Source organism: Moorena sp. SIO3A2, from assembly GCF_010672265.1.
GTDB lineage: Bacteria > Cyanobacteriota > Cyanobacteriia > Cyanobacteriales > Coleofasciculaceae > Moorena > Moorena producens.
On the sequence record NZ_JAAHHC010000033.1, the window covers coordinates 55,396 to 62,960 of the forward strand.

At 44.9% G+C, this 7,565-nt stretch carries 3 protein-coding genes; all 3 read left to right on the top strand.

What is annotated here, in order from left to right:
• Positions 1–195: 195 nt before the first annotated feature.
• The 3 genes from F6K64_RS27700 (at position 196) to F6K64_RS27710 (ending at position 7,472) form a co-directional block, all read left to right on the top strand.
• Positions 196–678, top strand: a complete 483-nt coding sequence (locus F6K64_RS27700; RefSeq protein WP_008178230.1) for an SRPBCC family protein — start codon at positions 196–198, stop codon at positions 676–678.
• 979 nt (positions 679–1,657) lie between these two features.
• A complete protein-coding gene (locus tag F6K64_RS27705) occupies positions 1,658–1,795 on the top strand; it encodes a hypothetical protein (protein WP_154659648.1) in 138 nt (45 codons plus the stop codon).
• A gap of 283 nt (positions 1,796–2,078) precedes the next feature.
• Positions 2,079–7,472, top strand: a complete 5,394-nt coding sequence (locus F6K64_RS27710; protein ID WP_008178235.1) for an SDR family oxidoreductase — start codon at positions 2,079–2,081, stop codon at positions 7,470–7,472.
• The last annotated feature ends 93 nt before the right edge of the window (positions 7,473–7,565 follow it).

Consider the following 7,565-nt stretch of genomic DNA (forward strand, 5'->3'; position numbering starts at 1 on the left):
GTTGGTAATTATTGGTTGGTAGTTATTGGTTGGTAGTTATTCGTTGCTACCATCCGCTCCCCTCAGGGTAAGCCCTGGGGGTCGGCATAACTTCCAGGCAGTTGAGATCATATCCTAAATAGAGAGGGATTTTTCAACCAAAGCCATTTGGGGAAGATCATAAATCTGCCTGAGCATAGCTGCGGGAGGCGTGTAGTGATTCTTAATTTTTCTTTCAAGTTAATTGCTGGTCACGAGGGGATTTGGTGTAAGTTTTCCCTCTTCAAGACCTATCGCGCCCTGAGTACTGCCCCAGTGGAAGTGCTCTGGCAAAAATTGATCAACTTAGCAGATGTGTCTTGGAATCCCCTGCTGTCAAGTACCAATGCTCCGAAAGGTTTAATGGCTAAACCTGGTTTAATTTATCAGGTAGTCACTCGCTTGATCCCAATTCCGGTCCGAATTTTTGTAGAGCGTGTCTTACCCGGTGAGCTACTCAGTATACGATTTCTGGCAATCCCTGGGGTTGAAAATCGGGTCACTTACCAGGTAGAGTCCACCCTTTGTGGTACCTATATTTCCTACTCAGTTACCCTAAAGGGCTGGTTATCACCCTTAATCTGGTGGATGATTCGCCCCTACGTGGCGCGGGTGGTATTTGAATTAGCCCAGGCGGCGGAGCAGGTCGGAGCAATCTAAACCTATAGCCCTTGACCGTTGGGAGAGGTAGACACCAACAATCCACCAGTGCCAAAGCTGGTCTACCCTCCTTACAAGGGTAGGTTTTTAAACATTGGGGCGACTAAGTACTCTCATTGCGTATAAATTAATAAAAATATGTATCAAAATACACAATTATTTCCGGGATAATTCTCCCCATTTCCCGCTTTTCCCGATTCCCTCGGTGCGCTTACAGTCGTCGAATTAAATTCGCCACGGGTCGCACCGCTCCCGATTCCCTCGGTGCGCTTACAGTCGTCGAATTAAATTCGCCACGGGTCGCACCGCTCCCGATTCCCTCGGTGCGCTTACAGTCGTCGAATTAAATTCGCCACGGGTCGCACCGCTCCCGACCCAAATGTAAAAAACCTACCCCTGTGAGGTTCCCCCTACTCGCGCTTTGCATCAAGACAGGGACAAGAGTTTCAGGTTTTTTGTCCTGATTTAATAAAAGGTCGTAATAGTACCACTTTAATAGAAGTTTATTGATCACTGACACACCTATCCGGACTTAATCGATAAATCTTGAAAATGTTAAAGTACGAGGCTCCTAGCAGAGCCTAACTTTAGGATAGGCTGTAGCAAAATGAGTAACGTTTTTCAGTATACCTGTGGTTATCTTTCGGATATTGATCATGTGATTCAACCTCAGGCTAAGAGCTATCAAAAAAGTGCCCTTACCACCCTTGACCTTGGGCTGCTCACTGAGACCAAACTGAGCCTACCAATAGGACTTACGCAGAAACCCCTTTTATTAAAGTAATTACAGCGATTTCAGCCTTTTAATTATAGCAGTTTTAATTCCTTGAAGTACTTTGCTTATCCTTTTAATGCAGAGGGCAGAAGGCATTTGGCAGCAATATAGCGCTACGCTTAGCGTCAGAAGTCAGAAGTCAGAAGTCATAAGTAAGCGATTACTTACGTTTCGGAGTTTAGGAGCGATGCAGAGGTGCGACCCGTGGCGAATTTCATTCTTAATGCGGAAAACGCACCATTACGGTCTTGGGAAGGCAGCGCGGTCTTGGGGGTCTCCCCCATGAGCGACTGCCGTGGTTTCCCCCATGAGCGACTGCATCAAGACAATGTCCTAATCTGAATGCGTAGTGCTATACAAGAATGTCTGAAAGGCAATCAGCGCCAATAAATACTGTACCTCATATATTTTATAAAGGCTATATTTTTAAACTTTTTAATGGCATTAATTTTAAATATAATTAGATAATTATGATTCTTAATTAATCCCATTTATCTACCATAATTTTCAAATTTTAATCACCATTTTTATTTTTTTAAATTAATTTAAATTAATATATTTAAATACATTATTAATCCGGAATTAAACCCATCGTCAAAAAAAAACTCAATAAAAGTATCGAAAAATGCAGCCATATATTACCAATTATATAGGACAAGATACCGATAACATTATAGAAAAGCCAATCCAAGACTATCTGCCACAACTATTGACCAAAATCGAATCGGCTTTGTTAGCAAATCCGTTAGTTGACGACTGTGTTGTCCTGGAGAGGAAAATTACAGAAGAAAAGAAAAAAATAGCCCTCAGAGACAATTGTAGTTTTTTGCCTATTATTGCCTATGTAGTCTCAGCTGGATCACCTTCATCAGAACAACTGCGATCGCTCCTGCAAGGGGTCGTGTCAGACACCATCTCAGACACTCTGCTATCTAGTGGTGAACCAAAATTTGGTGAACCAAAAGTCCCCCTAATTATTGTTCCGGTAACTACCTTGCCCCTAACTCCCACAGGTGAGATAGATCAACAAGCACTAGCTTCTGTAGAAATAATTGATACCGACTTAGTGCAGCAATGGGAAGAGCAGCTACAGTCATATAGTTATGGAGGGGCAGAAATCAAGGAAGTCGCCGTAGTTCTACAAGACTACACCCAGCCCGACACACCCCTACATCTATTAGACCTACTTCCAGCCTCCACCGAAACTAGTCCAAAGCCAGAATTATCAAAAGCCAAACCCCTACCGAGGGATTACTCCAAGGCATCTTCCGACGATTGCGTTCCCGTAGCAGCTCGTACCGAGCATCCCGTAGCGGCTCAGGGGGAGCATCGCTCAAATTCCACCCCATCAAAACCCGCCATCAGTCATGGTGAAGCGCTACAGTTACCAACAGATATCTCAACTCTCTCCCAAGCGCTACTAAAAACTGCAAGGGTTGCGCCGGAGCAAGGGATTATCTATCTCGACTCTGATAGTCAGGGAAATACTCACCAAAACTATCAATCTTACCCAGCTCTCCTCAAAGAAGCACAGCGGATTCTTGGTGGCTTAAGAAAACTAAATCTAAAGCCTCAAGACAAAGTAATCTTCCAATTTGACCAAAATCAAGACTTCATTCCAACCTTCTGGGCTTGTATTTTGGGCGGTTTTGTCCCAGTCCCGATTGCGATCGCACCGACCTATGAGTCATCTAACAGTACCGTCAATAAGCTGTGCAATGCCTGGAAAATGCTAGAGCAACCGGTCATCCTAACCAGTGATACCCTTGCTCCAGCAATCCGTGCTTTATGCTTTCGCGTAGCGGCTCCTACCGAGCATCCCTTGCCCAAAAAAGAAATTTTAATTGAAACCGTAGACAACTTCCGCTCATCTGAGCCTGACCTAAATTACTATCACAGCCAACCGGATGATTTAGCAATATTGTTACTGACCTCTGGAAGTACAGGAATGCCTAAAGGCGTCAGGTTGACCCATGCCAATTTAATTAATAATGTCGCCGCCAGTGCCCAGAGGAATAATCTGACCCAGGATGATATCTCCTTGAACTGGCTTAATTTAGACCATGTTGGCTCTCTGGTACGCTGTTGTATTCGGGATGTCTATGTCGGTAACCTGCAAATCCATGCTCCCGCTAAAGCTTTCTTGGAAAATCCCCTCAATTGGTTGGATTGGATTGAAAACTATCGGGTTACCTTGGCCTGGGCTCCTAATTTTGCCCTAGGTTTGATAAATCAGAAAATAAATCAGAAATCCGTTGCGAACAGCCACCGGAAATGGGATTTATCTTCCCTCAAATCTGTATTAAGTGTGGCTGAGCCGATTGTACCTCAAACTGCAAAGCGATTCTTGCAGTTGCTTTCTCCCCATGGGTTATCCGTCAATGTCATGCATTCAGCTTGGGGAATGTCTGAAACCTGTGCTGCTGTGGTATTTTCCCATCGGTACTTGTTGAATTTACCGTCGGATAACCAGTCTGTTAACCACTCTGTTGTAGAAGTTGGCAGACCTGTGCCTGGCTTTTCTGTGCGGATTGTGGATGCACTCGGACAAATAGTTGAAGAAGATACAGTGGGTCAGGTACAGATTTCTGGTCCGATGGTGAGTGATGGTTATTACCAGAATCCTGAGCTAAATCGAGAAGCCTTTACACCGGATGGATGGTTAAAAACGGGAGATAATGGTGTACTGCGTGACGGACGTCTCACGATTACCGGTCGAGAAAAAGATGTCATTATTATTAATGGTCTCAATCACTATAGTTATGAAATCGAAGCAGTGGTTGAGCAGGTAGAGGGGGTGATTCCCTCTTACACAGCAGCTTGCGGAATTCGACAACCAAGTAAAGATACTGACCAATTGGTCATTTTATTCCATACTGATTGGTCTGAGGATGACCAGTTAACCCCATTACTCCAGGACATCTCCACTGAGGTGGTTAGCAAACTAGGGGTGAGTCCGAGTTATCTTATTCCTCTACCAAAAGAGGCAATCCCCAAGAGTTCGATTGGGAAAATTTTGCGATCGCAACTCAAGGAGCAGTTTAAGGCTGGTGAATTTGACCCGATTCTCAAACAAGTTGATTGTCTTCTGGGTAATGAGAATACCCTTCCAGACTGGTTTTATCGTAAAGTTTGGCATCGAAAAGAAGCAGTAACCTTAGGTAGGACACCTACAAATGGTCGAACTCTGATATTTCTAGACTCCTTGGGATTAGGAGAAGTATTGTGCTCCAAGCTAGGTAAAGACCAATGTGTAGCAGTGGAACCCGGAGCCCCCGGAGCCGATTTTTTGCGACTTACAGGTGCCAAACTTACAGATGCCCAACTTACAGGCAACCGCTATTCTATTGACCCCACCAATCCTGATCACTATCAGCAATTACTGAAGTCGTTGGTGGAAACCGACCAACCCATCCCACAGATTCTCCATTTGTGGACCTATGACGAGTATCGGGGAGAAATTGAGTCATCCGAAGCACTAGAACAAGCTCAGAATCAGGGGACTTACAGTCTACTATTTTTAATTCAGGCTTTGGATGGTTTGAAGTCACAGTTGAATTCACCCTTGAGAATTCTCAATTCAGAAGTCCAGTTGACTGTGGTTTCTAGCTATACACAGCCTACCTCGCCCCAGGATGACATTGCCTATGAGAAAAGTCCGATTCTGGGTCTGATCAAAACCTGTCCGAGAGAACTGCCTTGGCTGAACTGTCGCCATATCGATATACCTGTGGATGACCACCACATTAATGGGTTTCATATCCTGCGGGAAATGGCTGTATGTCAGAAAGAGCGAGAAGTAGCATACCGCAATCGCAACCGTTTGGTGCCCTTACTCGAAAAAGCTGACCTACCCCAACTCGAAAAACAGGAATTGCCCTTTAAGCAAAAGGGAATGTATTTGATTAGTGGGGGTTTGGGAGGGATTGGAGTAGAAATTGCTAAATTTCTCCTAAACCACTATCAAGCTCCTCTGCTTTTAGTTGGTCGAACCCCCTTACCAGAGCCGAGTACCAAAGGAAACCATTTAAAGGATGGAAATGGGTTCGCACCTGCCGTCAGAGCCTATCAAAACCTAGAGCAACTGGCCGAGCAACTGGGAGGAGAGATACGCTACGAGGCCGTGGATATTTGTGATTTAGCTCAGTTGCAACAGGTGGTTGAACGAGCCCAGTCTGACTGGCAAGCAAACCTTCAAGGGGTCATTCATTTGGCTGGAATTGCCCCAGAACATTTTTTAGTAGAGGAAACCCGCAACAGTTTTGCTGCTACACTTCGTCCCAAGCTTTTAGGGTCGTGGGTACTGCATCAACTAATTAAAGATAAGCCAGACAGTGTTTTTATCAGCCTTTCTTCCGTGCTAGCCTTCTTTGGGGGAGCGACAATTGGTGCTTATGCTGCCGCTAATAATTTTCTAGAGTGCTTCTGCTACTACCAGCGGCACAAGACCTTGGTGCGCAGCTACTGCTATGGCTCAAGCACATGGGTTGAGACCACCCTCAATCGGAGTAAACAGATTAGGGAGTCCCGTCGTGCCTTAGGTCAGTACGGAATTTTCAACCAACAGGGAATCAATTCTATTCTCGCTGGGCTGCACCACGACCAACACTCCCTGATTTTGGGTTTGGATGGCAGCAATCCCTATGTTAGACGATACACCCAACAGCCACCATACCATCGGCAGCGGGTATCGGTATATTTCACGGCGGTTACAGAACTATCTGTTGCTCAGTTGCAGAGGTTAGAGGCATTCGTTCCCTTTGGAACCTCTATCACCCCTAAGTTTAAGCAACTCCAAGCTATGCCCCTAACTCCCGCAGGTGAAATCGACCGAGAGCAGTTGATTTCACCAAGCAAAGACACTGAAAACGTCTTGCCAGTAACTGATATAGAGCGTCAACTGGCTAGCATTTGGCAGAAGGTGTTGGGAGTTTCCCAGATTGGCATCGATGACAACTTCTTCGGGTTAGGAGGAAATTCCCTCCTAGCTGTGCAGCTATCTGGTGAGATTGAGAAGACCTTCGGCAAACAACTGCCCCTAGCTGCTCTATTCCAAGCACCAACCATCAAGCAACTCGCTCACCTTCTGTGCCAGTCAGAATGGTCATCCTCTTGGTTTTCCCTAGTGCCCATTCAACCTAGTGGTTCCAAGCCAGTTCTGTTTGCGATTCACATCCTTGGGGAAGGGTTGATATACTACCGCGATTTGGTACGTTATCTTGGTTGGGACTATCCAGTTTATGGACTAAGTTATGGACTAGCAGCGGCTACTAACGCCAACAACATCAATACCAAACCGGGTATAGGTAATGGACTCAAGGAGTTAGCCGCTCACTACATTGAAGAAATGCGAAGGTTTCAACCCGAAGGGCCTTATTTTCTACAAGGGGTATCCCTCGGAGGTCAAATCGCCTTTGAAATGGCTAAGCAGCTTGATGCTCAAGGTCAGACTGTAGCAATTGTTGCCTTGTTTGATAGCTATGCTATTGGTTATCAGTGGAAGCCCTACGAAAATACCACTGTCTTACAACGGTACACTTTATTTTGGATACAAAAACTACAAACTTATTGGAATAACCTTTGGAGACTTGAACCTGACAAAAGGCGAGCTTACTTGTCTGAGAGAATCAGAGCGTTTGTCAGACATTATAAATCTGGAGCATACAAACGGCAATTCCAGTGGTTTGCTAAAAAGTCTAACTTATCTACCGAACCTGGTTTAGCAAACCCTAATTTGGTTGATGCCATCTCAGATATCCAAAATGTTAACTACGAGACTCAAGCATCTGAGCTGTCATCAGTCTACCCAGGGAAAATAACTCTCTTTCGAGCTAAACAGCAACCTCCAGGACATTACCATGATCCTCTTAATGGTTGGGATGGTATGGCAGCTTCTGGCATTGAAGTTCACCATATTCCTGGTGATCATATCTCAATGATGCTAGAACCCAATGTCCGGGTTTTGGCTGAAAAATTGAAAGCTTGTTTAGCTGTCCGGCAAAATTCATCCCACACCTAATGCGTAGCATTAGGTGTGGGATGAATTTTGCACAGGGTATTATAAAATTGCTATAATATATGTACTGATAAACAAAGCCGTTCGCGTAGCGTG